Genomic DNA, 24,854 nt, shown 5'->3' with positions numbered 1-24,854 from the left:
AGGTCATTCGAATGGGACGCCTTCTTTGGTGTACCCAAGTTTGTCGGCGGCGACCACTAGTTCGTCTCAGGGTGGGTCGCGCATTTATATGGCTTGGTCACGCCTTGGTCGAAATGCATCTCGCCGAGGCACGAAGAGACACCCGCTATAGGGGCTATGACCGCAGCTTTTCGATCTCCGAACGCAACTGCGCATGTTTTTCAGGATTTTGCGTTTTCAATTTTGCGATATTGAGCAGCTTCCGCCGAACCGCCGGTAATTGCGCGGCCTGCGGTAAGCCGATAGGCCTCGAAGTCCGGCTCGCCGTCATGGAGCGTTAGCAGAAAGCGCATCGCCGCGTCGTCGAGCCGTGCAAGCATATCGGACAATAACCGCGACCGCGCTGCCTTGAGCTCGTTGAGGCCGACGGGCGGCACCGTCACTCCCTCGAACTCCTTGGCAAAGATGTCATCAAGTTCTGACAATGACGGACGGACGAGTTCATGCGGAGGACGCCCCGAACTTGCGACGTAGACGAGGAACGTGCGGTAGAGCGCGTCGGTCAGTTCTTCATTGTCATACAGAAACTTCACCTCGAAGAGGTCGCGCGGATGCTGTCGGTCGACAGCAGCATTGAGCTTGCCGCCGAAGAGATCCTCGAATGCCACCACTTGCATCTCCGCAAATCCGAAGGCTTCGGCGGCCGGATCGCTGACGACGCGAAGCTCGGGAGCGTGAACCTTGCCGCATGCGACAGGTGACGTCTCGACTTTGATTTCGGCGCCAGCCTGCCGGACGAGGAGCCGCGTGTCGTTATTGTCGCTGCCGGCGATGCGCTGAACGCTGACGCCGCGGAGATCACGCTGAATATCCTCGCGAATGCGATCAAGAGCGGCGTCGATCCCTGCGAGGGTTGCGTCGCGGTCGCCGATCGGCAAGTAGACGAGGTCAATATCGACCTACAGTCGTGGCATGTCGCGATAAACGAGATTGATCGCGGTGCCGCCTTTCAGAGCGAAGCTGTCCTGACTCGCGATGTAGGGCAATGTCCGGACCAGCAGCTCCACCTGGCGCATGTATCGTTCACGCGCCATCGACCGTTTCCTGTGGCACGAGCTCGGCCGGAACTGTCATGCGACAGGTCGGGTGAAGCCGCCCGCCTTGCACAAGGCTGCGGTCACCGCGGCCCAATTCTATATGGGCGGTGTCGATGTGCTTTCGCCACGGATGTACATGCTTGTCCGCATAAATGAAAAACAAGCGCTTGACTTTGATGCTGCGGCACTCCTCGAGCAGTTGGTTCAGCAGTTTTGGTCGCAGGCTCACCAAGCCCTCGAACAGCGTATCGACCTTTTGGAAGCTTTCATCCGCAGGGAGCTCATCCAGCATTTCGAGAATCGCTCTCTCAGGCGAAGACATCCTGATCGGCCATCTCCAGGGGCTGAGCGCAAGTTCGCTGTTATCGTTGTCCGACAGGCTGAATGCGGCATCCTCGACGCCGACCGGCTGAGATCCAAACGGTGCGTCGGATGTCTGAGCGGTCAGGAAGGTCCCGCGGCTGAAAGAATCCGAACGGCGACCCGAGCAGCCTTCGAGGACCTTGTCACCCAAGCGATCAACGGACAGGTTGCTTTCATGATCATCGCCGGCGATCTCTATGATGGCGACTGGCGCGATTTTCAGACCGGGCTCCTTTTCGTCCGGCAGATGGGGCGCCTGCGCGCGGCGAACATCCCGGCTTTCGTTCTTCACGGCAATCACGACGTTGAAAGTCAGATCACTAAACGGTTGCCACTCCAGGACAACGTGCAGGTGTTCAGCTATCGCAAATCCCAGACCTTCAAACTCGACGATCCTCGCGTTGCGATCCACAGTCAGAGCTTCCGTATGCAGGCGACGACGGATAACGCGGCGGCGGCTTATCCACCGCCCGTGAAGGGGTATTTCAACATCGGTGTTCTACACACCGCCCGTGGAGGACCGAAAGGCCCCCATGAGAATTACGCACCGGGTACGCTCGATGAACTGGTAAACAAGGGCTACGACTACTGGGCTCTTGCACACGTGCATCAGGGCGGCGTGCTGCACGAGCAGCCGCACGTCTCTGCGGCAACCTGCAAGGCCGCCATATCCGCGAAGCCGGCGCAAAGTCGGCGCAGTTGATCACGGTGAGGGACGGCGCGCTGCAAGGCATTGAGCCATTGCATACCGACGTCGTGCGATGGATATATCTCGACGTGCCGGTTGGCGAACGCGCACGATTTGGGGACGTCATCGATCAAATCAAGAGCATCATCGGCGAGGCCACCAGAAACGCAGAGGGCCGGTTGCTGGCCTGCCGCATCCAGCTGAGCGGCGCGACCGCTCTCCATGGCGAGTTGCTGGCCTCCGGGCTGCAATTGCTGGCGGAAGCGCGCGCCGCAGCCCTCGCGCTCGGTGAAGAGGTCGCCTGGATCGAACGCGTTATCAATGTGACCAGATCGGCATCGGCGGTCTGCATTCTGTCGGATGGGAGCGCGATCAACGATCTCCCTGTCCTGCTGGCTCATGCTGCGGACGACGCTGACTTGCAGGCGGAGATCGCGAGCGATCTGGGCGATCTCGTCCGCAGGCTTCCGCATGATGCCGCGCTGGATATCGACGATCCGCTTCTGGAGGCGGCGATCAACAAAGACTTTGGCGCGGTGATTGAGCAGGCAGGCGCATATCTGAGCGCGCGCTTGGCTGCGAGAGAGGCGGTGATCCATGCGTGTCCGTTCCCTTGACCTGATCCGGTACGGACACTTCACCGAAGCCTCGCTTCATATTCCGTCTGAAGGGCCCGATTTTCATATCGTGTATGGCGAGAACGAGGCCGGCAAGTCGACGACGATGTCGGCGATTGAAGAGCTGCTGTTCGGGATTCCGGGTCAGTCTGCAAGAAACGTTCTTCATGAGAACGCGGCGTTGCGCATCGGCGCGACGTTGGAACGTGAGGGAACGGAGCTATCGATCCGGCGGCGCAAGGGCAACAAGGACACGCTGCTCGGCCTTGACGAGCTGCCTCTTCCTGCGGGCGACGGGCTGCTTGGACCGTTGGTCGGCGGGATAGATCGCGCATTCTTCTGCCGGATGTTCTGTCTCGCCCATGAGCGCCTGCGCGATGGCGGCCGGGACATCATCCAGGCCAAGGACGATGTCGGCGCGACCTTGTTCGCCGCGGGGGCGGGCGTCTCCGGTCTTCGCGATCGACTGGCGGCGATGCAGGAAGAAGCGGACGGGCTGTGGGGCAGCCGCAGGGCGGGGCACCGGAAATATTACCAGGCGGAGGAACGTCTCAAAGAGGCCGAAGCGACGTTGCGCCAACACACGGTCACCGCGACCAAATGGCAGGAGCTGAAATCCGCCTATGAAGAGGCGCGCGACGCTGTGTCCAGATCGAGAAAGAGATCGAAGAGCAAGTCGCCGAGCTCGCCAAAATCGTGCGCGTCCGGCGCGTTTATCGCAACGTACGGCGTCTCGGCGAAATCGAATACGAGATAACGGCCCTCGGCGTCGTTGCCGATCTGCCCGCTGATGCCGCGAAGCAATTCGACAAGGCGTCGGCCGATAACGCCGCCGCGGAGGCGCGCATCACAGCCTTTCAGAAACAGATAGCAACGTTCAGCGCTGAGCGCGCCGCGATCGCGATAGACGATAACGTTCTGCTCCATGAGGCGGAGATCGAACGCCTGTCCAAGCTCAGAATCCAGCTCGCTTCGGGAAGAGCTGATTGCCAAAGCGGCGGGCGGAGCTCGCAGCGGCGGAAGACGCTCTCAAGTGGGCCGCGTCCGAACTGGCTTGGACGGGTGAGACCGCCGAGCTGGTTGATAGAATCCCGCCGCGTGCCAAAGCTTCGGCCGTGCAAGGCTTGCTGACCTCTCGCGGCGGCCGCTTTGCGGCCGTCGAGAATGCCCAGAAGACCCTTGAAGACGCGGGCGAAAAGCTGGCCAATCTCCAGGCTCGCATTGAGGCGATCGGGACCCCCCAGGATCTGTCGGGCTTGGCGGGCGTGGTCAAATCCACTTCCGCCTTGGGCGATCTTGACGCTCCTCTCCTGGCTACCCAGCGAGAGTATCGGGACGCGGATGAACTATGTCGGCAGCAAATGGCGATGATGAATCCCGCGGTCGTTGACGAGACGAGTTTGCGCGCCATGAAAATCCTGGTCGAAGCCGCAGTGAAGGCACATCGCGACGCGGTGCGCGATCTTGAAGGCCGTACTCAAAGCCAGCAAGCGGCTATCCGCGATCCGACTCGGGCTGTCGAGAACAATCGAAAGTCCTACGCGCGGTTGGTATCCGATGAAAAGATCGTGTCGGCCGAGGATTTGACGAAGCTGCGGGAACGCCGGGACGCAGGATGGCCTATCATCAGGCGTCGGCATGTCGACAATATCGCAGTGCCGGAATCGGAAGAGCGCGCCTTCGCAGATGGCGACGCGCTGCTCCACGCCTATGAAACGGCTGTCGGCCATGCCGATGCGGCGGCGGATCAGCGGTTTCAGAACGCAGAGTCGACGGCTGCGGCCATGGTGCTGGCTCGGCAGATCGCCGACCAGCAAGACGCTCTCGACTCCAACAAGCAAGAACTTGCCTCGTTAGCTGCAGAGCGGAGCGCCTTGGCCATGCCTGGGCCGGCATGTGGAACGGTGTCACGGATGGCCCGTTGCCCCCTGACGAGATGCTCGACTGGCTCGACGCGAGGGCCGATCTGCTGGATCAGATCGCCAAGCGCGACGGCGCAGCTCGCTCGGCAACGTCGCTGCAACACGAAATCGCAGAAGCCAAGCGACAGCTAGTGGGCTTGCTGCAGGATACGGCGATTGCGGCCTCGGCAGGCAGCCTGCCCCTGAACGGCATTTTGGCGACGGCGGAAGTGCGCATCCGCACGGAAGAGGCGAATGCGCAAAAGCGGACCGAGCTTGCGCTCGATGAGCGGAAGCTCAAGGCCGACGTCGAGCGCAAGCGCGGTGTGGTCGAGGGCGCCGAGAAAGAACGCGCCGCCTGGAATGCGCAGTGGAAGGACGCCTTGGCGGCGCTCAGTCTTTCGGCTGAAGGTCCCATTGAGACCATTCAGGAGCAAATCGACGCGATCGACCAGATGCGCGAGACGTCAGTTAAGATTGCGGACTTGCAGCACGAGCGAATCGGAAAGATCGAGCGCGACATCAAGGCGTTTGCAACGGAGGTCGAAAGGCTCGTTGCATCGGTGTCGGTGCAGCTGGCGGGTGAGGACGCAGACGAGGCCGCCCTCAAGCTTCATGCACGATTGAATGCGTCGAAGCAGGCGCGTGACTCACTTAACGAGAAGAGTGAAGCGGTTGAAAATCTTCAGAAGAAGCTGGACGACTGCGACAGGTCGAGAAATGACGCGCGGGTCATTATGACAGGGCTCCAACGGGCGGCCGGCGCTGGAACGATCGACGCGTTGCGCGAAGCTATTCAGCGGTCTGACCAACAACGCGCGCTCAAGGATGAACGGGCGCGGTTGCGCGACGCTCGAAGCCGATGGTGACGGTCTTGGCCTAGTGGTTCTCGCCGAGGAGTGCCACAGCAACGATCCCGACCAGGCTGCGGCGCGGGAACAGACTTTGAAGAAATCGCTCGAAGAGGTCCGGGAGCGGCAACTGACCAATATCCAGCACAGTAAAGATACCGAGCGCGTATTCGAGGCCGTCGGCGGCGACGCTGCCGCGCAATATGCGCGCGTTCGTTCGGCGTCGGTGATCCTCAGATGGGCGATCGAGCGGTTCCGGCGTGAAAAGCAGGCGCCGCTGCTCAAGCGAGCCGGGGAATTGTTCTCGATCCTGACCGCCGGTTCCTTCGAACGGCTTACGCTCGCATACGATGAGAAGGATGTTCCGCACCTAGCGGGTCTGCGCGGGGATGGAGGCGCCGTCCCAGTATCAGGACTGAGCGAAGGCGCGGCCGATCAGTTGTTGATGGCCTTACGCATCGCTGCCGTAGAAGAGTATCTTACGCATTCCGCGCCAGCGCCATTTATCGCCGATGATCTTTTCATCAATTATGACGATGCGCGGGCTGCGGCTGGTTTCAAAGTCCTGCAACAGCTGGCGGAAAAGACGCAAGTGCTCTTCTTCACTCATCATCAGCATCTGGTCGGCGTTGCCCGCACAGCTTTCGACGGGCATGTGGCGACCGCGGTTCTCGAACCCCGCGGGGTTCCGATAAAGAACGTGGCCTGACGGGTAGACGGCATCAGCGCGAGGGATCGAAGCCGGACGGCGGGTGGGCTCGTTCACGAGCCCGGCCGGTGAGCCAGCACGCGGAGCGCGCTGCCGAGGCTATTCCTCAAGCCGCCATCGGCTATGCAGGGGCCTTGCCGATGGTAATCGCATCGCCGACAAAGCACCGCAGCGGCGTTGATCTTCTTTAGGATCTCGATGGGCGAGGTTGAAATTGGATGAGATTGCGGGCGACTTCAATTTCGGGAACTGCAAAGACTGGCCGATAGCAGTGAGGCGACTATCTGCACTCTCTGTTAGAAAACGGGCGTTCGGTGTACCTGCGAACGATCCGAACGACTCCGTCGCCTGATCACGCGCAATCATACAGCACGCCAACGACTCCTCGCGCAGTGACCAAGGTCGGTATCACGCCGAAGATATCGGTCGCCTCGGTCGCGAGGACAATCGACGAACCGAGGCCGCCGATCGTCTCGAATTGGCGGAGGTGAGCCAACTTACCGGGCAGACGGGCACCGACCCGCTTGAGAATGCTCGTACCATCATCGAGCGTTACTGCGACAAGTGTGTTCTCCCATCGATCGAGATAGCCAATTGTTAGCTCGGCGCCGCCCAAAATGATCTGACCGGGAAGCGCGAGTGGAACGGCGCTGTCCTCTCTGACGCGGTAAGCGACGACGACGTGCGCAAGCTCCGGCACCATATCGACAGGCGTTGCCTCGCCACTTCCAGGCGGCGGCGGCATATCGGTGAAGATTGCGCCGACAATGCGGTGCACGCGCAGCTTGCTCTCGTCGAACGTCAGTGTCGGGCGCGAGGTCCGCGGGTCGGGCATCTGCGCAGCTAGCGAGACACCGATTGCGCCACGTGACGTCACCAGCCGTCGTGCCAGCACTCGATTGCGATACTGAGCAATCACAAGATGTTGGTCGCGGCCAGGATAAGGTTCAACCTCGACGATCGCGACCGCGCCGCCGGGGATAGCAAAGCCCAACGTGTCGCCGCGGACGTAGAAGAGCGCTTTGCCCTCGAACCATTCGCCACTAAGCCGTTCGACAGCAACATCTTGCGTCCCGCCCACGGGCAATTCGCCGACGAACGCGGCGATTTCTGGGCAGAGCGGAACGGAAAAGGTGGGGCGGATGATCGGCCGCAAGGGCGCGACGTCCGTTCTGCTCTCGGAAGGCGCGAGTGGCTCGCGCCACCGGTACAAGCGAAATTGTTCGTGGACCTTTTCGATGCTGGTCCGCAGCCGCGCGAAGTCGGCTTCGACAGCCTTTACGTCCATGTAGCTGATCGACGCCTTGTCGTGGTGCGACGTGTTGAGGACACGCCGCGGCTCCGCCCCTTCGGCGAGGGCGGTATCCTCCGCGAACCGCTTGACGACCGGATTGGCAAACAGTTCGCCTGTCCCGATCGAGACGAGCCCGCGCAGCTTGTCCATCAGAGGGATGAGCGTCAGCGGCTTCGTCGATGTGGCATACGCGGGATGAGCAACATCATCGAATAGATCACCGAGCCGCGATTCGAGGAAGACGCGCAGGCCGCATAGTTCTGTGCGTCAGAAGCGGAATCGGAGTTCATATGAAACGCGTGGCGCCCGCGATCGATCTCCTCGATCGCTGGCGAGACGATGAGAGTCGGCCGCACCGCGTTCACCGGGTGGACAGATAGATGCTCAACGCGGTCGGCGGCACGATTCTCGGCAACGAGCGAGCGGGCGAACTTGCGATCGTGGGTGGTCACTAGAAGCTGAGCGCCCGCCTCGGCGAGCCCAGCCAAACCTCGCGCGAGGCGCTCGCGATTGTCGTTGTCGAGCATTCTGCGGGTCGTCGAGCACCAGCAATGACAGACCGCCGCGGGTTGTGAGGACGTGCTCGCGGAAGGCGAGAAAGAAGCCGAGCAGCGCGCCGCGCAGCGCAGAAGCGTTGGAGACATGCTGGGCAGGTGCGGTCACGCCCTCGCGGCCGACCTTGAGCTCAAGTACGCCCCGTGCGTCCATACCAGTTCCGGTAAGGTCGGGAGCAAAGCCGGTCGCGTTGCGGTAGATCGCGCGCCGCCAGTGCTCCGACCGGTTGTGCAGCTTCGCCCGTAGCGCCTCAACCTGAGACTGGGCGAGCTCGGCGAGTGGCACAAGCAGATCAAGCGCGGATACGGCCCTGCAGCAGGCGTCCATACGCGCCTGCTTCGATGCATGTTCCACGCGGGCGGCTTCTATCCGGCGAACATATTCGATCGCGGTATTAAGCGGCGCGACGCCCTCAACGATCGCGAGCAGCGATGACAATCGGCGGCCGATCGCCCGGCTCGCGTCGGCGGCACCGTCCTGGCCGCGCCGAACGGCTGGAGGAAACTCTTCAGTGCTGCGGCGTTGGCTCCGCGCCATTCGGCGAACGCCAACGCACGCACAGTGCGGTCGACTATCCGCTGCAACGCCGTCGTTCCAGTCACCAATACGGCAGGCAGCACACGAGTGTCCGGTTCTTCGAAGGCAGGCAAAGTCGCGAGGCGCTCATCCACGAGCGCCGAAGCATCGGCGCGAAGCGCCGATAGCGCACCGCGGAACGATTCCGTCCCGAACAGTTCGTCAATCAATCCAGCTCTCAATAAGTCGATGGGTGACCCTGGCAAGTCGCCGCGGGTTTCCTTCGCGAGGGTAGGCGGAAGATCTTGGAGGAGGCGACTGCACCAGTGCGACGACATTCGGCGACGGTGCGCGCGATAACCTCGCGGTCTCGCGTGGCTTCCGCTAGGTGGTCGCTGACCGTATTACCAGTAACCGGATCGCATTCCCCGTGGAGCGGGCCGACGCAAACCGGGCACATGCCGTCATCGGCATGGCCATGCTCGTGCATCCAGGCGGAAAGCCTAGCGTACAGCTGCGCCCGCCGCGCGCGGTCGGGGCTCGCAGCAAGCGCGGCCAGCGTCGCCGCCTCGGCATCGATCTGCGCCAACAGTCTGGCGACCACCGCGATCTCGTCGGCGCTCGCCGACAGGGCCGAGAGCCGCGCGATGGAGGGCAACTCGCTGAGATGCTTCGATAGCTGTTCGATGGCTGGCCGAATGCTCGCCTCGAGGTCGTCGCGGGCCTTCTTGTCCTCGGGGTTGAATTGTTCGCCCAATACTTCGCGCGCCTTGGCCAGTGCCGTCGCCTTCAGGGCCGCGAAATGCTCATTGATCTCCTGGATTCCGCCTTTGGAATCCTCAGCATCGACCGCAGGTGCATCTCCTTCGAATGCGATGGCGGGAAATTCCGCGACGGCGCCGGCGAGGTCGTCGGCAGCCTGCTGGTAGCGTTCTACGACTGATGCGTTGGGCTTCGAGTTCCTTGGTCGTGCGCTTGGCAATCCGCTCGGACGCTTTACCGGCATGCTTGGCGAGATCGACGAGGTCAGCGAGGCCGGTCAGGCGGGCGACTGCCTCGCCGAGTTGCGACGTAGAGCCGACCGCCAGAAACGGCAGCAGCGCGGGCATGGTCGTCGCAATGCGCGAGGCAATTGGGTCGATGCCGATTGCGTCGAGATCGGGCGGTGTCTCGGTGATCTTGCCGCGCGGGGTGCGGCCCTCCTGGTGGCGGAGGGGTGGCAGCGGGTCACCGTGGGCGTCGACGAAGGTTAGCTCGACCCAACTGTCGGCTGGAATCGCCTCGCCGTCCGCAGGCAGATCGCTAGCTTTGTGTGGCATAGGCGTGATTGCCGACATCGGGTGCGTCGTTACCGTGTCGTCGTTGCGCGCGGCCTCGCAAACGAACTCGGTCGGTCCCTCCTCGGGTGGGCGCTGGGAGCGGATGAGGTGACCGGTCAAACACCAGACGATGGCGTTGGCGATGGACGTCTTGCCCGAACCATCGGCGCCCTAGGTGACAGTCTTGCCAGATTCGAAGACGAACGTGTCGGGAGGCGCGGTGGAACGACCGTAAACGTGCAGCCCAGCAAACCGGTGTGCGACGACCTTTACCAGCCGCAACACTTTGACAGTGCGAGCTTGACCATCATCAGCCGCGGTCTCCAGCGTCGGCGGCTCCGTCCCAATGACGTTGATGATTGCCTCGACGTCGCCTGCGGAAAGATTACCGGCCCACTTGCCCCGATTGCGGCGATACCAATCCAACACCGCGCGGGCATCGTCTGAGTCTATCGAAAGATGGTCGCCCGCGGCGACAGCGACGGCTCGCCCGCCGATCAAATCGGCGAGCAGTGTGTCGGTAGTAAGCAGATGAATGTCACGCGGTGCCGGTGAGTCTTCGTTCACGTTTGCCCCCTTTGCCGGCACTTACCCTGTGAACGCTTATCAGTCCAGCGAATTGAAGGTCCGGCAGCGGCGATGTTCCTTGCGGATCCAAATTCAGGACCGGCAACTTGAGTACAAGGCTGACCGCGCGCGGCTTGAGGCCAACAAGATCGCTGATGCTCGCCAAGTCGTTTCGGACGACCTCCGTTGCTTGATCAAGCTCGCGGAAATAGCGGGCAATGTTGAAGGCGAAGGAATCGTAGTTGTCAATGATGGCAATCAAAGTGCACCAGCTGCTTCAGCACGAAATGCATCAAAGATCCGCTGAGCCTTGGCGAGCGTCTCCTCGATTCGGCCTCTGGGTCCGACAGCACCGTTATTCCACCGCCGGCATGAAATACGGCCAGGTCGTCGTCGATCGTGACAGTGCGGATCGCAATGTTCGTGTCCATGTGCCCGTTGAAGCCGATCGCCCCGCAATATACCTCTCGCGCCACGCGCTCGATTTCCGCAATAATTTCCATCGAGCGCACCTTCGGTGCCCCGGTGATGGAGCCGCCGACGGCGCATCCACACGACAATACATCATTGCGCGATCGATCAGCATCACGCGGCCCTACTGCGCAGGGCGGTATCACTACCGGGGGTTGACACGCAAAGATTTGTTGCACCACTATGGCCAACCGATACTAGGATGCAGACCAATCGAGCGCGGACGCGAACTTGACGATCGAAACAGCCACAATCCCCATCGTCCGGACACCGAAAACCAACGGCATCGTCCCCCTCGATCTCGTCGAAGCGATGTCAGTGGTCGCCGCCTCTCGCGCCACCCTCGCGATCATCAAAGCCTACGAAGCGGCCGGCGTGACCGGCAATGTCATGGTTCCGCTCGTCACAGACTGTCCAGTTGATCCCGCCACACTCGGCCGGGCAATACGGCGGGTCTGGAAAGCCGCATTGGAGGATGTTGGAAACGGAGGCTCCGTACGGGTCGAACTCCGACCTAGAGCGGTTCACAGATTTATTGAATCGGAAGGGATCCCGGATCTGGGGCGAATATGATTCAAGATGCTGGCTGGGCTGGAGGCCAGCATCTGATGGTCCGACCAATTTCCAACGATTTGCGTAAGCGCGCGGTATCCGCTGTTGCCAAGGGTGAGAGCTGCCGATCTGTGGCGGAACGGTTTGGCGTTGCGGTCTCGTCAGTCGTGAAGTGGTCTCAGCGTTATCGAGCGACCGGCTCGGTAGCCCCCGGCAAGATGGGTGGTCACCGCAAGCCTGTGCTTGATCCGCACCGGGCCTTCATCGTCGAGCGGATCACCGAGACGCCGCACCTGACGCTGCATGGTCTGAAGGCAGAGCTGGCAGCCCGTGGGGTCAAGGTCTCACACAACGCAGTCTGGCTGTTCCTGCGCCGGGAGGGGCTGCGGTTCAAAAGAACACTGTTCGCCCTCGAACAGGCTCGCGCCGACGTCTCTCGTAGGCGCCTGCGTTGGCGATCTTGGCAGGCCGGGCTCGATCCGGGCCGGCTCGTCTTCATCGATGAGAGTGTGCTGCAGACAGCGGAAGGAGTTCAAATGAACTAAGACCGATGGTGAAGCTGCGAGAAAGATGGGGGCGGGCCCCCGAGATCAGCTTTCAGGGGCGGGTCTCAAACCAATCCGAGCTGCTGCGGTAAAGAGCTGTGGTGGTGAGCGTCGGATCAGAAGTTCGGAATATACCGAGCAGGTGAGTGTCCGAAAGACGAACGAAAGTGAACCCTCCTGAGACGCGTCGTTATTAATTCAAGTGTCGTCAAAACCAGGACCGTCTCGTCAACCTGGGACACGTCCGCCAGATGCCTGACGACTGGGCGGGCGGCGACCGGCGTAGAGGGGGCGTGAGTCGGACACAGGCTTTCGCGTGGAACTGCAGGAACCAGGCTCTTGATGCCAAGGGAGAAGCGCAAGCGGTGCCAACCGCGAGGCGGGAGTACCGATGCAAGAGACTGGGGCGGACCGATCCGTAGGAGCGTTGAGGGCCCTGTAATGGGGACGGAGCAAAGGGATCGGGTCAGGTAGTCGTACTCTTGGACCAACTGGAAACAGGATGACTTCGAACAGTGCGATAAACAAGCCGTTCTCGATTGAGAAGCGGCGAGTGTACGAAGCGTACAAGGCGGTCAAATCCAATCGCGGAGCGGCTGGAGTGGACGGACAGACCTTCGAGATGTTCGAGAAAGACCTTGCAGGGAATCTCTACAAGATCTGGAATCGGATGTCGTCGGGGGTGTACTTTCCACCTCCGGTGCTCGCCGTCTCCATTCCAAAGAAGACCTGCGGCGAAAGGACTTTAGGTGTGCCCACTATCAGCGATCGGATGGTGGTCAAACGGATGATTGAGCCGGAACTGGAATCCATCTTCCTGCCGGACTCTTACGGTCACAGGCCAGGAAAATCGGCTCTGGACGCCGTGGGCGTCACGCGTCAGCGGTGCTGGAAATATGATTGGGTCCTGGAGTTCGACATCAAAGGACTGTTTGACAATCTCCCGCATGATCTTCTTGCTGAAGGCGGTCCGGAGACACGTGAAATGCAAATGGGCGCTGCTCTACATCGAAAGATGGCTGACGGCATCAAGGGAAAAGGACGGGAAGCTCGTTGAGCGGATCCGCGGAACCCTCAAGGGGCGTGATCAGCCCAATACTGGCCAATCTGTTCCTGCATTATACGTTTGATCTCTGGATGGCGCGGACACATCCCGACCTTCCTTGGTGTCGGTATGCCGATGACGGACTGGTGCACTGCCGGACCGAGCAAGAAGCAGAAGCCATTAAGGCGGAGCTTCAAGCGAGGCTGGAAGTGTGCGGACTTCAGATGCATCCGACGAAGACGCAGATCGTTTACTGCAAGGACAACTCACGGCACCCTTCGTCTTCGACGGCCCGATCAATGGCGAATGCTTCCGCGCTTACGTGAAGCACCTGCTCCTGCCGACCTTGCGCGAGGGCGATATCGTCATTCTCGACAATCTCGGAAGCCACAAGTCGAACGCTGTCAGACAGATGATCAAGGCGGCTGGCGCCAGGCTCTGGTACCTGCCGCCATACTCGCCCGACCTCAACCCGATCGAGCAGGCATTTTCCAAGATCAAACACTGGATGCGGCAAGCCCAGAAGCGCACCCTCGAGGACACCTGGCGCCATATCGGTCACCTCGTCCAGGAGGTCCAGCCCCGCGAATGCGCCAACTACTTCGCAAACTCAGGTTATGCTTCAATCAAAATGTGAAACGCTCTAACGAGGACGCGGTCGATATCATCGCAGGACCTGCAACGGACATCCGTCCCGACAAGTCGAGCAAAGCCAGCTTCCCGCAGCCGTCGTCCTCTTAGAATCCATACGGCCGTTCGGCCCAGCGCAGAAGCACTCGAGCATCCCGATTGGGCAAGATGACACGCTGATCGCGGAGGCCCTTGGCGATGGTTTGACCAACCTCCGGCTCGACGCGATTGCCATGCGTAATCAGAAAAAACCAGCCGAATGGAACGCCGACTTCACGGTCGATCGCTTCCACGCGGTCCATCAAGAAATGGACGGACGCACCTCCCACGCCAAGCCTCTCGTCCGGCAGATGAAGGGGACGCGGCACAAATCCAACCTCGCGCGTGCCTTTGTGGTCGTAGTCGCAAATATCGAGGGCCCAGTGCGCGTAGACGCGTTCAGCCGAGGCGCTCGATTCGTCCCAGTCCTGGAAGAAACGGTTCTCCCGCGGTACGAACTCGAACCAGTCCGGCACCAGTTCAAGAAACGGCGTCTCGGTTGTGCCCTCCCGTGTCACTTCACGCACCGCACGACGTTCCATCTCCGGCCGCTGCGCCTCGCGCCTCTCGCGCTCGAGTCGGGCGCACCGCGTAAGGTAACTCCGAACGTAGATGACGCTGCTGCCCGCGCGCCCAAGCATCCGATAGAGCGGACCCGCGATGACCTTGTTGTCGGACATCTCTTCGTGCGTGATCCATGACGGATCGAGTAATTCGTCCTTGCCCCAAGGGCGGTACGTCGATTGACGATCGGCCCCGCACGCGATTCGACTTCCCGGCCGAGACGGATTTGCACATAGTCCGCCGCGCCCGATCCAGTCGGCGCGAAGGCGTAGACCGTCTTACCGCGCCATTCAGAAGTCTGAAGATCGCTCTGGCGCAATCGCGTCCAGAGCGCGCCGATGTCGCCGTTGTTCTTGGCAAGCTCGGCTTCCATCCACGACCGGTATTCTGCGATCCGTGTCCCGTCAGCGGCGATCACCGAGCGTCTGTCGCGCCAATACTGGTCATCGATGGCCGCCGTCGAAAATGGGAATCCAGCAAACGTCTCTGTCAGCGCGGCCGCCAGCGCCGTTTCGTTAGCTCCGATCGGAAGACGGGCGAGGACCGCCTCGATCGTGGCGGGATCGGGCAGTCGTGCGGAACATTCTCCGGAGGCTCATCCATGACTTGATCCCATCATCGGAGCCTGTTTCGCCGCGCGCTCGATCTCTTCCATTGACGCCAGGATGTGCTCGAACCGAAGCCCCGCCGCAAGATCATTGGCGTCATGTTCGCATAGTCACGCGCGAGCGCGTCGATCGGCGCACGAGGCCGGTTCGCTGTCGTTAAGAAAAGATCGAACTTCTCGCCGGATGACCTCCTTGCAAGCTGCGCTGCTCACGAGCCATCCTCCGGTATGGCGTCGTCACGCTCGAGCAAGGGCCTAAGGAAATCCTGCATCCAGATCGGCATAGCTGACAGACCTGCGCGAAGATCGTCGCGAATCACCCTTCCATGCTGCGGATTTGCAAACAGTCTGTTCAGGAGGTTCACTATTGGCTGTCGATCATACCTACTTGTCATCATGTCCTGCATCCAATAGAGCGCCTGCACGACGCGCATGCCTGGACGTCCGGCCCAATAGAGACGGCTGGGCGCTGCCGACTTGAAATGGATGACCTGCTTTCCAAGGATGATCGGCTTCAGGCGGGCGTCGATCAGGACCTCGATGCGCGATGGGACGGCCCTGGTGAAGCCGAGATCATTCGCGGTAGTCATCCCGTCAACCACGACGCGGGCTTGGTCGCGGCGCGCCACGGCCTTGATGACGGCGCGATAGTCGGGGATTCCCAGCTTGCCCGTGAAATTGCTCTTTCGCGGCCGGTCGTAGAGGCCACGATCGAAGCGGCGTAGTTCGCCAGCCACGACCAGGCGCTGCAACGCCTTGTCGACGGTCGCACGGCTTCCGAAGTCGGCGAAATTGTCCATACCTCTGTGGGTGCCGCGTCGATGCGGGCAATGAGCCGCGATCGGAGGTCCGGGGTCGGCTCCTTGAGCGTGTCCGAAATATGATGTAAATTTCGGTCGGAAGCAACTCAGCTGCGATGGAATCTTTGACTGGAACTCGCCCGTTTTGAGCGGTCAAAGGACCTAAGACCTCGGACCAGTTGACGGACACCCGTCTGCACGCATACTGTCCTCAGTCCTAGGACAGAGGACATGCGCGCGGAACCCATGAAAAGTCAGGATATTGTCGTCCTGCTGAAGCTCGTGTGCTTGCAGGATCATGAGCACGCCGGCGGGGTAGGCCCCTTTGGCCAAGATGGCGAAGACCCATACTCGGTGCGGGGACTCGAGACGTCCCTCGGAATCAGCAAAACCGAAGTCGCCGCCTCGATCAAGCGCAGCCTTGCATCGGGTATGGCAATTAAGCGCCCGATGACGAGCCGTCCCGATCCCAATCGCAGGAACCTGCGCGACTTCATCACATACGGCCTGAAGTTCGTTTTTCCGGCAAGCCCGGGTCCCATGCAGCGCGGCATGCCAACGGCATTCGCCGCCCCGGTCCTGAAGGACTTACTCTACAGCGCGGGTAGCCTGATTCATGTTTGGCCTTATGCGCGCGGCCGCGAGATGGGGCAGTCCGTCGCGCCGCTGTTCAAGACTGTGCCGAAAGCCGCCGAGAGGGATGATCGCCTCTATGCCTATCTGGCTCTCGTCGACGCAATACGGCTCGGCAATCAGCGCGAAGCGAGTCTCGCGGCCAACTTGCTCAAGGAGAGACTAGGGTGACCATCCAGGGGCATCTCAAGGAAATGCTGAAGACAGTCGCCGGCGCACTCGGCGATGAGCTGCGTGCGCGATTGGTCTTCGTCGGAGGCTGCACAACCGCTCTCTACATAACGGATCCGGTCACCCTCGAAGGAGTCAGATCGACAGATGATGTCGACCTGATCGTGGATCTCGTCGGCTTCCCGGAGTGGGCAAAGCTGGTGGATCAGTTGCGAACGCAGGGTTTTTCCGAGACACCCGAGGACAATGTCATCTGTCGGATGAAGCTTAATGAACTCAAGGTCGATTTCATGCCCGACGACGAGAAGATCCTCGGTTTCAGCAATCGTTGGTACGCAAAGGGCATCGAAACAGCTGTTGAGACGCCCCTGGATGATGCCATTACGATTCGTCGCCTCACGCCGCCCTTGTTCATCGCAACGAAGCTGGAGGCTTATCGCGGAAGAGGTAGTGGGACCTTATCGGCAGCCGCGACGCCGAGGACATTCTCCTGCTCGTCGACGGGCGGGAGGAACTGCTTGACGAAGTTGCCGCCTCCGATGCAGACATTAGCTCATACATTGCCGAGCAATTCGGAGCGCTGCTCGCAGATCGCGACTTCGATCATTTCCTCGAAGGAAATATTCGCGGCCCGGTGGGGCGTGCTGACATTGTTCGCGACCGATTCGTTGCATTGAGCCAGTTGGGCAACGGCTGATATGGCGTTTGCAATCCAATGGCACAGCCAGCAGGGAACGAGGACGACCGACAACCGGGATTGCGCCGGGATCGGCATACGCCAGACGTCGGCCCTCGCCATAGTGCTCGACGGTTCGACCTCTGGAGCAGAGAGCGGAGCCTTTGCCCACGAGATTGCGCGTCGGATGGTCGATTGGTACGTGTCGACCGACGAAAACATCACCGCGGGGGTTCTCACAGCTCAACTTCGCGCGACGCATGCTAAACTGTCGAAACAGTTTCGGAGGGATTCGGCGAGTTACCTTCTGATGCATGTCGGCGCTGCTCAAACAGCTCTCGTTCTGCACGCAGGCGATTGCCTGGTTGGCCGTCAGGCGCCGGCGGGTCCGATGTCCTGGCTAACCCAGCCGCACACGCTTGCCAACTCGGTGTCGCAGATGACGATCGGCGACCTTGCGAACGATAGCGGTCGTCATCGCCTCACGCGAAGCTTCCGCTCGCGAGAATTCGTCGAGCCAGCTTTCTGTTCAATTGCGCTGGACGACACGCCAGTGCTCGTGGCGACTGACGGGTTCTGGGCCGAGCTGGATCATCGCCAGCAGAGCGCTTTCATCCATGGTCGCGTTCCGGAGAACGCCGGAGAGAGACGACCGCAGCGTACTTCAGATCACACGACTCGGAAGAGGCGGGTTGTCCAAGGTCTCACGGAGCGAGCCTCCTCGCAGAATCTACATGGTCTGCAAGCGCAAAATTGTCGCAAATTTTGCCCCTCTCGATCGAGACAAATTTCGTGGCGTTGAGACGTGACAGATTTTGTGTGGAATTGACCTGGCATGGACGAGTTTTTGGCTAACGAGATTCTAAATTTCTTCTCTTACGGTGCCCGCGGGCAATTGAAGACCGTGGAGTGTTCTGGATGTTTGCCAAGTTGATGCTTCGCGTTCGTGGTCAGCTGATTGCGGGTTTTGCAGCGGAATGTGCGATCATAGCGCTCTCATTCGGATATGCGGTTTTCGCAGTTAGCGGAGTCTCAACCACCGTCAATGAGATGGTGGGTCTTCGTACGCCGGTTGCGATCGCCAGTGCCGAGTTGGCCGGCAATACCGTAGTCTTTGTCGCTTCCGAGAAGGCTTCGGCTAACCTAGAGTCGGTTGCCTGCGCCACTGAGCAGATGAGCTCATCAGTGACCGAAATCGGCCGCCAAGTGTTGGATGCCGCGCGCATTGCGAGCGCCGCGGTTCGATAGGTGCCGTCGGCGACATTCGGCGCTTTGCCGATCCGACCAGGCTGGTGAGCTACCTGGGGCTGAACCCGAGCGTCAGGCAGTCTGGCGAGGGCCCCTACCATGGCAGGATCACCAAGCAGGGCTGCGGCCAAGCTCGCGGAATGCTCGTCGAAGCAGCATGGGCTGTAGCCCGTTCGGCGGGACCGCTGCGTGCATTCCTTCAACGTGTCGCTGCACGACGCGGCAAGCACATCGCGGCAGTCGCGACGGCGCGGAAGCTGGCGATGATCATCTGGCATATGCTGACCAAGAGCACTGACTAAATCTGGACGAGGCCGGCCCTGCTGGCGCACAAGTTCCGGAGCATCGAACTGCGCGCTGGACTACCCACCAGCCATGCCAAGCGTGGATCGGCCTATGATACAACATCCCCGCGAAGAGGGCTGAGGAACGAGCAGGCGTGGAATGCGCCGAGAAGGAGTATACGAGATTGGCGGCCAAAGCCGCGATCCCGACACAGCAAGGCTTCTGCAACATAGGGCTTGTCTACAACATCCGTGTCGGTCGGCTTGCCGGGCTGCGAGAAGTCCAGCATGACGCCGCGCTGGTAGGCCCACAGGTCAAGATCGCGCGACACGAACTCGCTGCCTTGATCGACGCGGATCGTGGCCGGGAAGCCCGCTTCTTTGCAGGCCCTTTCCAGCACCGCCACGACGTCGGCGCCGCGGAAGGTGAACCGTGGCGCCAGCGCCGGTGAGAACCGTGAGAAGATATCGACGATTGTCAGCACGCTAAGCTTGTGTCCTGTTGCCAACTGGTCATGGACGAAGTCCATCGCCCAGGTCTCGTGGATCGCGTCGCCGGCTTGCGATCATCGCGCAGCTTGACTTTGACGCGGCGCTTGGGCCTTTTTGTTGCGCAATTGCAGGCCCAACTCGCGATAGACGCGCCGGGTCTTGTTCTGGCACGGCGCCCATCCTTCACGACGCAGCAGCACGTGAACGCGGCGATAACCGTAGCGAATGCGGGCATGACAGGTCTCCTTGATCTTCTGCTCGAGGGCAGCTTGGCCGGAGCGACGGGACTTGTAGTGGTGGGTCGACCTGTCAAACTAAAACGCCGCACAGGCCCTGCGGATCGAGACCTGCCATTCGTTGCGGACTTCGTCAACCAGCTTGCGCTTCCGGCAAGGCCTCATAGCCTTCGGCGGATCACGTCCTGCGGCATCTCCTTGTCGAGCGACAGGCCCGCGACCAGTTTCTTCAGCTTGCCGTTCTGGGCCTCGAGCTGCTTCAAGCGCGGCATCTCCGTCGGCAGCAGTCCGTCACACTTCTTCTTCCAGTTGAAGTAGGTCGCTTGGCTGATCCCGACCTTGCGGAAGATCTTCGCAGCCGGGACGCCATCGTTGCCCTGCTTCAGGATGAACGCCTTCCGGGCGTCCGAGAACTTCGAGGCCTTCATCGTCCTTCGCTCCTCCCAGCCGAGGGGATTCGGCAGCGAAAACTCTAGCCAAAGTGGTCCAGCTTGCCGGCCTCAGATCATGTCGTTGAACCGACACGCACGATGGTTTCACCGAAAGGGTTAAGTGTTGGCGCCCTGCCTTCGGTCATGAAGCGCTCGAAATTGAGCGATCTTAACGTCGCTACCGTGTTGCCCCGTTGCGAGCGCTTCTAAGCCTGCTCGTTGTCGTCGCGCTCGCGCACAACCGTTCGGCGCGGCGAAGGACGTTGATCATCGAGAGGAGATCGTCAGCGTCGGCTTCAATGCGGCTCTTCACTCGCATCCCAGTCGGAAACTGAAGATGTCGGCGACCGCGTCCAAGACCTGCTCGCCATCTGTCTGGAGCCTCTGATTCCGATCCTGCGGTGTTTGAAAAGGCGGTAGGCCTGAAGCAGGTGCTCGATTACGACTCGGTCGCCGGATCAGAAGGCCTGGTGCGGCTCGAAATCGTCATGCTCGCGCATGTGAGGGGACTGCGTCGCAGGCAAGCTCGAGCGGGTCCGTGGGACCATAGGACACCGAGAACCAACAGTCAGAGCTTGGCTCTTTTCGTACCAACGCGTCGCGCTTCAGACAACGTGTCGGGAGTCGGACGACGCGAAATCATCGCTGGCAAACCAAATGGCCAACTCTTTTCGAATTCCGTCGGCTCTGGGGGCGCGAGCCGAGTGATCTAAGGGCTGGTATGGCGCTTGCTTAAAGAGAGGCGGAACCACGTCTACGCCCCCTGGCGATTAAATACCTTCGCCTGCGATGGACCTAGGAGATCGGTTCTTTAGCACGAGGAGCTAATAGCATGTCCGGTGTTGCTGCTGCGTTTCTATGCTCTTCAAGCAAGTCACGGGCGACGGTTTATGATCGGCTCAAGCACATGGTTCCGAAACTTGCATTTCGCGGTCAGGCGGGGGTCGGCATTGCAGCTTTCATGCACAAGGAAGGTGTTCGATATGCGAGAGCGCTTCAGTCCTCATGCGACTCAGTGCGCATTGAGCACGATGAACAGGATCCGAATTTTAGGCCCCATGTTGCAATCGCCCATATCCGTAGCCGATGCCGCGGAATCAGCGATGGCGGGGACCTTCAGCCAATTCACAACAATGCGGGCACCAGCCGCAGTTTGGCAATTTCTCTAGATGGAGCCTTGGTCAATGGCCGTGAACTCAGGGGAGAATTGCTTGCCCAGGGCTATAGGTTGGGCAGCAACACAGATGCTGAGCTCTTGCTCAAGTGGATTGAAGGCTCTTGTGAAAGAGACTATTGGCGGCACGGTCTGCCCGTCAATTACGAAAACATCTTTCGCGACATTGATGACCGAATTGATGGCGCTATTAGCGCGATTCTCCTGGACGGAGAAGGAAATCTGGTTGCATACCGTAATCGATGTGGTTTGCGTCCATTGGAAACTATGCAAACAGATGACGGGTTCTTGCTGGTTGCTTCGGAAAATTGTGCCTTTGCCGATCTGGAGGGTAAGACACAGCAAATCTTACCAGGGCACATCAGGTATGTAGACGGGAAAATGGGGTACTGCGTTGATCGTTCCGTGAGCAACGGGCAATACAAAGCCAAACTCTGCGCCTACGAAGCTCTTTACTTAGGAAATCCGAACACATCGGTCGAAGGCCAATCACATTTCGAAACCCGTTACAACATCGGAGCCGCCCTTGGTGGCCTTGTTGCGCAGCGACTGCAAGGAGAACTAGGCTCCACACTCACAATCGTTTCCTCCATGCCGCATACTGGCGGGCCGTACGCTGATGGTCTGTTTGCATCTCTCGTCGAATACGGCGTGTTCGCCCAGCGTCGGGAAGTAGTCTCAACGCAATTTTTTCAGCGAACTCTAATCGGTACACCCAGCGAGCGAAAATGTCTCATTGCTCAAAAGTACCGCGTATCGGAAACGAGCCTTGCTGAAGCCGCGATAATAATTGTCGACGAGGCCCTCATTCGTGGCGATACCAGTCAGGCTGTCACGAATATGCTGCTTGCCGCTGGGGCCAAAGCCGTACATTGGGCGATCGGTTCGCCGCCCATAGTGGCTCCTAACTACTACGGCATGGGTATCGACACACTAGATGAGTTGGCATTCTGGCAGATATGGAAACAATTGCCGCCTGAACAGCGCACGCAAATCCTTCGCTTTCACAAGATGGAGCCGCAAGATCTCAAAATCATCGAAAGCAATATCGCGGCATCCATCAACGCGGCCACGATAACGTATCTGCCGTTTCCACTTCTAGTATCGTTGTTGCCCTGCAGGCAAGACGGCGTCGATTTGTCACCGTTTACATTCGAGATGCCAACCCCTGCGGGGCAGAAGCGCGCGAATAGGAACTTGCGCGAATTAGCGGCCGATCTTCCCTATTCGGAATCGATCCTTGCTTGAGGTCAAATCATGAAACCGGTTCTCGTCTTTGATTGGAATGGAACGCTGCTCGATGATACGTACGCACTGCTCCAAACGACAAATGCCATACTAGATCGCTTTGGTCATGCAACAATCGACATGAGCACCTTCCGGGAACATTGCGATGTTCCGCTATCTCTTCTTTATCGCAGTCTCGGAATGTCGCAAGACGAGGTTGCGACGGTGGATCGCGATGGCAGTGCAATCTTTCACGACACGTACGAACCTCTTGCGGGTAAAGCCGATCTGCGCGAGGGCGCGCGCAGGGTGTTGGAGTTAGCGCACCAAGAAGCAGCTTCGTCCATCATCGTGAGCAACCATATAGTCGATCCTCTGCGCTCCCAATTGAGAAGACTTGGGATCGACGACTACATCAACGATGTGCTCGCCTTTGAAAACCGCACTACCCAATATAAATCGATGAGCAAGGGAGAGCGGCTTCGTCTATACATGCAGAAAAACAACCTGAAGCCGGCGTCAACCTTCATCATCGGCGATATGCCGGTCGAAACGGATATCGCGCGCAATCTCGGACTCGTAAGCATATCCATTACCGGTGGATTTGTTTCGGAGTCGCGCTTGCGCGCGGCGCGTCCTGACTACACGATTAACAACCATCATGAGCTGTTACCAATCTTACAAAGGCACGGGTTTTTTCGGAATGCATAAATCATGATTGGCGAGGAATCATCACCCAACGTCGCTCCTAAAACGGCGAAGCAGAGAATAGGCCTTATCGGAGCTGGACGCATGGGAACCGGTATCGGTATCAGCCTATTGCGTCACCAAATCGAGCTGCATATCAAAGCGAACAAAACTCGCTTCGGTGCGGATCGCTTGACTGGTGCAGGTGCCCATGAACATCCTTCGATCGCCGAGTTGGCGCGGCATGTAAACGCCGTCGTGTTATCCTTGCCTTCCAGCCGCGAGGTTGAGGCAGTATGCCTTGGGCAAGATGGGCTGTTCGTCCATATGCCCCGAGGAGGGTTGATAATTGACTGCTCGACGTCTTATCCTGCTTCAACGGTCGCACTGGCTGAGCAGGCGCAAAAATGCGGCCTAAGCTTTATGGACGCTCCAGTAACGCGGAGCCCCGAACAAGCAGAGCTAGGCCTTCTCAACGCGATCGTTGGATCGAATGAAAAGCTTTTTCCTGTCGCTGAGGGCATTCTTGGTGCGTTTTGTGAGACCGTTCTTCATGTCGGAGATGTCGGACAAGGTCACAAGCTCAAGCTTGTTTACAACAGCATGACTATGGGGATAGCGGCGGTAGCCGCGGAGGTTTGCCAGTTTGCGTGCGGCCTTGACGTCGATCTCGTAACACTCCGCTCTCTGGTTAGTCGGGGCTCCACCAATAGCGGAATATTTCAAGCCTTCGTGTCCTTTTTGTTAGGCGAGAAACCCGATGTTCTGGCAATCTCAATCGCGAATTCCGCAAAGGATATTGAGTGCGCTGTGCGCCTGGCAGGCGAGAGCGCAGTTCCGGTGCCGGTCTTGGCTGCCGCCGCACACAAATTAAATGTCTCAGTTGTTGCGGGCAAAGGCGAACTCACACTACCTCATCTGTCTCGCCCATGAGCTCCTCGGCCTATTCATAGCAATCGAGAGCGGGCTCTAACCGCGGAGCGAGTGCAGATCGTCGTTATGGAGAGGTGTAGCTGGCGGGGCCGCGGCCCTCTATCGGTCTGCGCATTTTCATCGATGCAGTGTACGCATCCGGGCAACCCTACGATTACCCACATTTTTTGAGGTGTACTGTGCCGAAAAACTTGAGTCGCCAGAAACGCTTGTGATTCTTTGACGGGTACCTGATTCGAGAAGAGGTGCTCTATGGACTGACTTCACGCGCGCGGGATGAGAAGGCGGATCGGTTGACGTCTGACGCGGTGACCTGGTTTGACCGTGAAGCAGCGCTTTGCGAATTCCATGACACTCGGCTTGGCGAGAGAATTCGCATGCTGCTGAAGCAGATCGGCGGAGACATCGGACAGAGCATTCCGATGGTGTGCCAAGACTGGGCTAATACCAAGGCGGCCTATCGTTTCTTTCTCCAATGAACGAGTAAGCGAGGCCGACATCCTGTCACAGTGCCGGCCTTTGGCATGAGTTGCATCGTGTCGAGACATGATGCATCCGCGCCACGTCCGCGTTTCACCGTATTGGCGACCGGCGCGAGTACATCTGATTGGCAGCTTCATTCCACGAGGCGACCTAAGTGCGGCAAGGCCGCCGCTTTTGTTGACCAGGCGATTGCCGGCATCTGAGCCGCTTCGCGCGAGAAGATCGGTGCTTTCCCGGTACGACGTTTGGAATTGTGCGAACGGATTGTCGGGCGGAGGGAGCTCCAGCCACTCGTCGTCGTACTCGGGACGGTCGTGCTCGAGTCCGTAGTCGAAATCTTCGACCACGTGGTGGGAGCCGGTGTTGGTTTCCTGATGGTTCTCGACGCCCTCCGGATACTCCCAGACCCTAGGGAAAGTCTTCCCAATTCCGGATGCTTAATAACGGCTTCATGGTGGAGCTCCGGTCCC

Annotated in this window: 23 protein-coding genes and 9 pseudogenes; 19 read left to right on the top strand and 13 right to left on the bottom strand. The window is 59.6% G+C overall.

Annotated elements, in window-relative coordinates; translation table 11 throughout:
- Positions 1-200: 200 nt before the first annotated feature.
- Together QY049_RS19940 and QY049_RS19935 are read right to left on the bottom strand one after the other, a co-directional pair.
- Positions 201-1,055 (bottom strand): annotated as a pseudogene (locus tag QY049_RS19940) (nucleotidyl transferase AbiEii/AbiGii toxin family protein).
- 7 nt (positions 1,056-1,062) lie between these two features.
- On the bottom strand, positions 1,063-1,590 hold the full coding sequence (locus tag QY049_RS19935; protein ID WP_232995616.1) for a type IV toxin-antitoxin system AbiEi family antitoxin domain-containing protein: 528 nt from the start codon (positions 1,588-1,590) through the stop codon (positions 1,063-1,065).
- Positions 1,591-1,614: 24 nt separating this feature from the next.
- Here QY049_RS19935 and QY049_RS19930 point away from each other — a divergent pair, with 24 nt between their 5' ends.
- Genes QY049_RS19930 through QY049_RS19920 form a run of 3 tightly spaced genes read left to right on the top strand, consistent with a single transcriptional unit; the run spans position 1,615 to position 3,501 of the window.
- Positions 1,615-2,142 (top strand): metallophosphoesterase, encoded by a 528-nt coding sequence (locus QY049_RS19930; RefSeq protein ID WP_167506287.1) that lies wholly within the window; start codon positions 1,615-1,617, stop codon positions 2,140-2,142.
- The gene (locus QY049_RS19925) at positions 2,139-2,744 is read left to right on the top strand and encodes a hypothetical protein (protein WP_167506286.1); all 606 of its coding nucleotides are present in this window, start codon (positions 2,139-2,141) and stop codon (positions 2,742-2,744) included. Before QY049_RS19930 ends, QY049_RS19925 begins: the two co-directional genes overlap by 4 nt.
- Positions 2,725-3,501: an AAA family ATPase gene (locus QY049_RS19920; RefSeq protein ID WP_128929785.1), complete on the top strand. Its 777-nt coding sequence runs from the start codon at positions 2,725-2,727 to the stop codon at positions 3,499-3,501. The genes QY049_RS19925 and QY049_RS19920 overlap by 20 nt, the downstream gene beginning before the upstream one ends.
- Before the next feature lie 589 nt (positions 3,502-4,090).
- Here QY049_RS19920 and QY049_RS19915 read toward each other — a convergent pair.
- Complete coding sequence (locus QY049_RS19915) at positions 4,091-4,561, bottom strand: hypothetical protein (protein ID WP_128958632.1); 471 nt, start codon at positions 4,559-4,561, stop codon at positions 4,091-4,093.
- A 104-nt stretch (positions 4,562-4,665) separates the two neighbouring features.
- Here QY049_RS19915 and QY049_RS19910 point away from each other — a divergent pair, with 104 nt between their 5' ends.
- The gene (locus QY049_RS19910; RefSeq protein ID WP_128958633.1) at positions 4,666-5,514 is read left to right on the top strand and encodes a hypothetical protein; all 849 of its coding nucleotides are present in this window, start codon (positions 4,666-4,668) and stop codon (positions 5,512-5,514) included.
- The gene (locus tag QY049_RS19905; protein ID WP_128929783.1) at positions 5,474-6,205 is read left to right on the top strand and encodes an ATP-binding protein; all 732 of its coding nucleotides are present in this window, start codon (positions 5,474-5,476) and stop codon (positions 6,203-6,205) included. Before QY049_RS19910 ends, QY049_RS19905 begins: the two co-directional genes overlap by 41 nt.
- 352 nt (positions 6,206-6,557) lie before the next feature.
- Here QY049_RS19905 and QY049_RS19900 read toward each other — a convergent pair whose 3' ends face one another.
- The 4 genes from QY049_RS19900 to QY049_RS19885 form a co-directional block, all read right to left on the bottom strand.
- Positions 6,558-7,649, bottom strand: a complete 1,092-nt coding sequence (locus tag QY049_RS19900; RefSeq protein ID WP_206733199.1) for a hypothetical protein — start codon at positions 7,647-7,649, stop codon at positions 6,558-6,560.
- Positions 7,650-7,663: 14 nt separating this feature from the next.
- On the bottom strand, positions 7,664-8,026 hold the full coding sequence (locus tag QY049_RS19895; RefSeq protein ID WP_206733200.1) for an ABC transporter ATP-binding protein: 363 nt from the start codon (positions 8,024-8,026) through the stop codon (positions 7,664-7,666).
- 393 nt (positions 8,027-8,419) lie between these two features.
- Complete coding sequence (locus QY049_RS19890) at positions 8,420-8,800, bottom strand: hypothetical protein (RefSeq protein ID WP_206733201.1); 381 nt, start codon at positions 8,798-8,800, stop codon at positions 8,420-8,422.
- Positions 8,801-8,808: 8 nt separating this feature from the next.
- On the bottom strand, positions 8,809-9,327 hold the full coding sequence (locus QY049_RS19885; RefSeq protein ID WP_206733202.1) for a hypothetical protein: 519 nt from the start codon (positions 9,325-9,327) through the stop codon (positions 8,809-8,811).
- 45 nt (positions 9,328-9,372) lie between these two features.
- Between QY049_RS19885 and QY049_RS19880 the strand changes: the two genes are divergently transcribed.
- Both QY049_RS19880 and QY049_RS19875 read left to right on the top strand, forming a co-directional pair.
- Positions 9,373-9,513 carry a hypothetical protein gene (locus QY049_RS19880; protein WP_206733203.1) on the top strand — a complete coding sequence of 47 codons (141 nt, stop codon included), beginning with the start codon at positions 9,373-9,375 and terminating at the stop codon, positions 9,511-9,513.
- Between the two features lie 4 nt (positions 9,514-9,517).
- Complete coding sequence (locus tag QY049_RS19875) at positions 9,518-9,823, top strand: hypothetical protein (protein ID WP_206733204.1); 306 nt, start codon at positions 9,518-9,520, stop codon at positions 9,821-9,823.
- 237 nt (positions 9,824-10,060) lie between these two features.
- Here the strand turns inward: QY049_RS19875 and QY049_RS19870 are convergent, their stop codons facing one another.
- The 3 genes and pseudogenes from QY049_RS19870 to QY049_RS19860 all read right to left on the bottom strand — a co-directional run.
- On the bottom strand, positions 10,061-10,456 hold the full coding sequence (locus tag QY049_RS19870; protein WP_206733205.1) for a hypothetical protein: 396 nt from the start codon (positions 10,454-10,456) through the stop codon (positions 10,061-10,063).
- Positions 10,457-10,577: 121 nt separating this feature from the next.
- Positions 10,578-10,718, bottom strand: a pseudogene (locus QY049_RS19865) (aminodeoxychorismate/anthranilate synthase component II); the annotation flags it as partial.
- Positions 10,715-10,995: pseudogene (locus QY049_RS19860) on the bottom strand (chorismate-binding protein); the annotation flags it as partial. The pseudogenes QY049_RS19860 and QY049_RS19865, both read right to left, overlap by 4 nt.
- 163 nt (positions 10,996-11,158) lie before the next feature.
- Here QY049_RS19860 and QY049_RS19855 point away from each other — a divergent pair.
- The 4 genes and pseudogenes from QY049_RS19855 to QY049_RS19835 form a co-directional block, all read left to right on the top strand.
- A complete protein-coding gene (locus tag QY049_RS19855; protein WP_128929782.1) occupies positions 11,159-11,500 on the top strand; it encodes a hypothetical protein in 342 nt (113 codons plus the stop codon).
- Positions 11,497-12,000: pseudogene (locus QY049_RS19850) on the top strand (helix-turn-helix domain-containing protein); the annotation flags it as partial. The gene QY049_RS19855 and the pseudogene QY049_RS19850, both read left to right, overlap by 4 nt.
- Before the next feature lie 526 nt (positions 12,001-12,526).
- Positions 12,527-13,335: pseudogene (ltrA, locus tag QY049_RS19845) on the top strand (group II intron reverse transcriptase/maturase); the annotation flags it as partial.
- A pseudogene (locus tag QY049_RS19835) lies at positions 13,332-13,706 on the top strand (IS630 family transposase); the annotation flags it as partial. The pseudogenes ltrA and QY049_RS19835, both read left to right, overlap by 4 nt.
- Positions 13,707-13,806: 100 nt before the next feature.
- Here the strand turns inward: QY049_RS19835 and QY049_RS19830 are convergent.
- Positions 13,807-14,873: pseudogene (locus QY049_RS19830) on the bottom strand (hypothetical protein).
- A 245-nt stretch (positions 14,874-15,118) separates the two neighbouring features.
- Entirely contained in the window at positions 15,119-15,709 is a 591-nt protein-coding gene (locus QY049_RS19825) for a DUF6088 family protein (protein WP_232995615.1), read from the bottom strand.
- A 246-nt stretch (positions 15,710-15,955) separates the two neighbouring features.
- On the opposite strand from QY049_RS19825, the gene QY049_RS19820 reads away from it, so the two are divergent.
- From QY049_RS19820 to QY049_RS19805, 4 genes and pseudogenes are all read left to right on the top strand, one after another.
- Positions 15,956-16,513, top strand: a complete 558-nt coding sequence (locus tag QY049_RS19820; RefSeq protein WP_128930177.1) for a hypothetical protein — start codon at positions 15,956-15,958, stop codon at positions 16,511-16,513.
- On the top strand, positions 16,510-17,190 hold the full coding sequence (locus QY049_RS19815; RefSeq protein ID WP_308421722.1) for a hypothetical protein: 681 nt from the start codon (positions 16,510-16,512) through the stop codon (positions 17,188-17,190). Before QY049_RS19820 ends, QY049_RS19815 begins: the two co-directional genes overlap by 4 nt.
- 917 nt (positions 17,191-18,107) lie before the next feature.
- On the top strand, positions 18,108-18,437 hold the full coding sequence (locus QY049_RS19810) for a hypothetical protein (RefSeq protein WP_128929781.1): 330 nt from the start codon (positions 18,108-18,110) through the stop codon (positions 18,435-18,437).
- A pseudogene (locus QY049_RS19805) lies at positions 18,428-18,891 on the top strand (transposase); the annotation flags it as partial. The gene QY049_RS19810 and the pseudogene QY049_RS19805, both read left to right, overlap by 10 nt.
- Positions 18,892-18,975: 84 nt before the next feature.
- Here the strand turns inward: QY049_RS19805 and QY049_RS19800 are convergent.
- A pseudogene (locus QY049_RS19800) lies at positions 18,976-19,877 on the bottom strand (IS3 family transposase); the annotation flags it as partial.
- A gap of 835 nt (positions 19,878-20,712) precedes the next feature.
- On the opposite strand from QY049_RS19800, the gene QY049_RS19795 reads away from it, so the two are divergent.
- From QY049_RS19795 to QY049_RS19780, 4 genes are all read left to right on the top strand, one after another.
- Positions 20,713-22,302, top strand: coding sequence for a hypothetical protein (locus tag QY049_RS19795; RefSeq protein WP_232995614.1), 1,590 nt, complete (start codon positions 20,713-20,715; stop codon positions 22,300-22,302).
- 9 nt (positions 22,303-22,311) lie between these two features.
- The gene (locus QY049_RS19790; protein WP_128929780.1) at positions 22,312-22,992 is read left to right on the top strand and encodes an HAD family hydrolase; all 681 of its coding nucleotides are present in this window, start codon (positions 22,312-22,314) and stop codon (positions 22,990-22,992) included.
- 3 nt (positions 22,993-22,995) lie between these two features.
- Positions 22,996-23,901: an NAD(P)-dependent oxidoreductase gene (locus QY049_RS19785; RefSeq protein ID WP_128929779.1), complete on the top strand. Its 906-nt coding sequence runs from the start codon at positions 22,996-22,998 to the stop codon at positions 23,899-23,901.
- Between the two features lie 245 nt (positions 23,902-24,146).
- Complete coding sequence (locus QY049_RS19780) at positions 24,147-24,380, top strand: transposase (RefSeq protein ID WP_246767936.1); 234 nt, start codon at positions 24,147-24,149, stop codon at positions 24,378-24,380.
- Positions 24,381-24,854 lie beyond the last annotated feature (474 nt).

Source organism: Bradyrhizobium sp. WYCCWR 13022, from assembly GCF_030435535.1.
Classification (GTDB): Bacteria; Pseudomonadota; Alphaproteobacteria; order Rhizobiales; family Xanthobacteraceae; genus Bradyrhizobium.
The sequence above is the reverse complement of the archived record's forward strand: the minus strand, read 5'-3'. Positions and strand labels throughout refer to the sequence as shown.

Excerpts from the sequence above, each read along its gene's own strand:
- QY049_RS19930 (WP_167506287.1), top strand. The coding sequence starts at position 1,615 with ATGATCATCGCCGGCGATCTCTATGATGGCGACTGGCGCGATTTTCAG.
- QY049_RS19920 (WP_128929785.1), top strand. The coding sequence starts at position 2,725 with ATGCGTGTCCGTTCCCTTGACCTGATCCGGTACGGACACTTCACCGAA.
- QY049_RS19905 (WP_128929783.1), top strand. The coding sequence starts at position 5,474 with ATGAACGGGCGCGGTTGCGCGACGCTCGAAGCCGATGGTGACGGTCTT.
- QY049_RS19900 (WP_206733199.1), bottom strand. The coding sequence starts at position 7,649 with ATGGACAAGCTGCGCGGGCTCGTCTCGATCGGGACAGGCGAACTGTTT.
- QY049_RS19895 (WP_206733200.1), bottom strand. The coding sequence starts at position 8,026 with ATGCTCGACAACGACAATCGCGAGCGCCTCGCGCGAGGTTTGGCTGGG.
- QY049_RS19880 (WP_206733203.1), top strand. The coding sequence starts at position 9,373 with ATGCTCATTGATCTCCTGGATTCCGCCTTTGGAATCCTCAGCATCGAC.
- QY049_RS19825 (WP_232995615.1), bottom strand. The coding sequence starts at position 15,709 with ATGGACAATTTCGCCGACTTCGGAAGCCGTGCGACCGTCGACAAGGCG.
- QY049_RS19820 (WP_128930177.1), top strand. The coding sequence starts at position 15,956 with ATGAAAAGTCAGGATATTGTCGTCCTGCTGAAGCTCGTGTGCTTGCAG.
- QY049_RS19810 (WP_128929781.1), top strand. The coding sequence starts at position 18,108 with ATGTTTGCCAAGTTGATGCTTCGCGTTCGTGGTCAGCTGATTGCGGGT.
- QY049_RS19795 (WP_232995614.1), top strand. The coding sequence starts at position 20,713 with ATGTCCGGTGTTGCTGCTGCGTTTCTATGCTCTTCAAGCAAGTCACGG.
- QY049_RS19790 (WP_128929780.1), top strand. The coding sequence starts at position 22,312 with ATGAAACCGGTTCTCGTCTTTGATTGGAATGGAACGCTGCTCGATGAT.
- QY049_RS19785 (WP_128929779.1), top strand. The coding sequence starts at position 22,996 with ATGATTGGCGAGGAATCATCACCCAACGTCGCTCCTAAAACGGCGAAG.